Annotated in this window: 2 protein-coding genes; both read left to right on the forward strand. The window is 29.5% G+C overall.

The features are described 5' to 3' along the window. A partial coding sequence (locus OU792_RS18515) for a DUF4221 family protein (protein ID WP_274671052.1) occupies nt 1-516 on the forward strand: 516 nt, incomplete at its 5' end. A gap of 349 nt (nt 517-865) precedes the next feature. Continuing rightward, nucleotides 866-1,327 (forward strand): DUF4221 family protein (locus tag OU792_RS18520; protein ID WP_274671053.1); only part of this gene is annotated, 462 nt, incomplete at its 3' end.

The following is a 1,327-nucleotide window of genomic DNA, read 5'->3' on the forward strand; positions in this document are numbered from 1 at the left end:
ACTTATATATCTCAGTATTCATTCAAAGTGATTTCCGGTCAAATATATTTACAAATGATTAACGATAAACTTTATATTATCAGTTCAGCAACTTCTGATGTTTACGAATATGACTATTTGCTGGATTCTTTGATACTACATGAGTTTGAACACAGATTAGTGCCCTCAAAAAAAACTGGTACGTTTAAGAATTTGGTATCAGACGAAAAAGAGTTTTATGAGGAAGCTGAAAAACTCATCTATCAAATTAACTTTGAAAATTTAATTTGGGATGAAAAAAGGAATCTTTTTTTCAGGTTTGCTAGTATACCGATTTTTGATCAAAATAAAGAATGGTACGATGAGGCTAAAATTTTTCTATTTACATATGATTCAAACCTTAACCTTTTGGGGGAAATTTATTTACCAGAATTAAAGAAAGTTCCTGACTTTCCTTTCTTTAAAGATGGAAAACTTTGGTCCTGCTTCAATTTAAACGATGAACTAGGGTTTGCAATTTTCAAACTAATTTTTTGATGAAAAGAAGGATTAAAATTATTTAATGAGTAATACAATACCGAGAAATAAAAAATATTCAATCGCGATGAATAGTCACAGTCTTCGGTGACTTAAACGGTCGGAGGTTTTCTTACCAATTCAAAATTTATTGTTAACCATTTAAATCGTAAAAACTATGAAAAAGTTAAGCTTAGAAATGCTCCGACTCAGCACCGACGAAGTCTTAGAAAGAAGTCAGATGAAGAAAATTACAGGGGGGTATGGGGGATCTGGAAATTGTAGTTATAATGCGTGTGGTGCAACTCCTTGCTGTAACGATGCTGAATACTGGTGTGTCCGAGGATATTGTACGAAAAGGTAAAATCTAATGAACCAAAACTATTTTAAAGAAGCCATGAAATTGGCTTCTTTTTTAACGTGTAAATACAGAATGAGAGTTTTATATATTTTATCAATTTTATTGACTTTTATCTCTTGTAAAGAAGAGAATAAAAAAACTAATTCATTCGCCTTTTTATATACAATCGATACTATAAGAATTGATTCTCATAAAAGGATACTTGATCTTGATGGAAATATTTTAAAATCTGATTTTGATAATAAAAGTGGATCTTTCTTATTGTTTAACAGTTTTGATCATTCTTTGGATGAAATAAATTTAGATATTCTTCAATTTGAAGTTAGTTATCCTTTTGAAATAGAAGGCCCAAATGGAACTGGAAAATACATAAATAGCATAAAAATTTTAAAAGATGGATCAATATTCATAAAGTCGTATGGTACTTCCGGAGTTTTTAATAAAAATGGAAAACTCATAAATAAAGTTGAT

The organism is Algoriphagus sp. NF (assembly GCF_028823735.1).
In the GTDB taxonomy this organism is placed as follows: domain Bacteria; phylum Bacteroidota; class Bacteroidia; order Cytophagales; family Cyclobacteriaceae; genus Algoriphagus; species Algoriphagus marincola.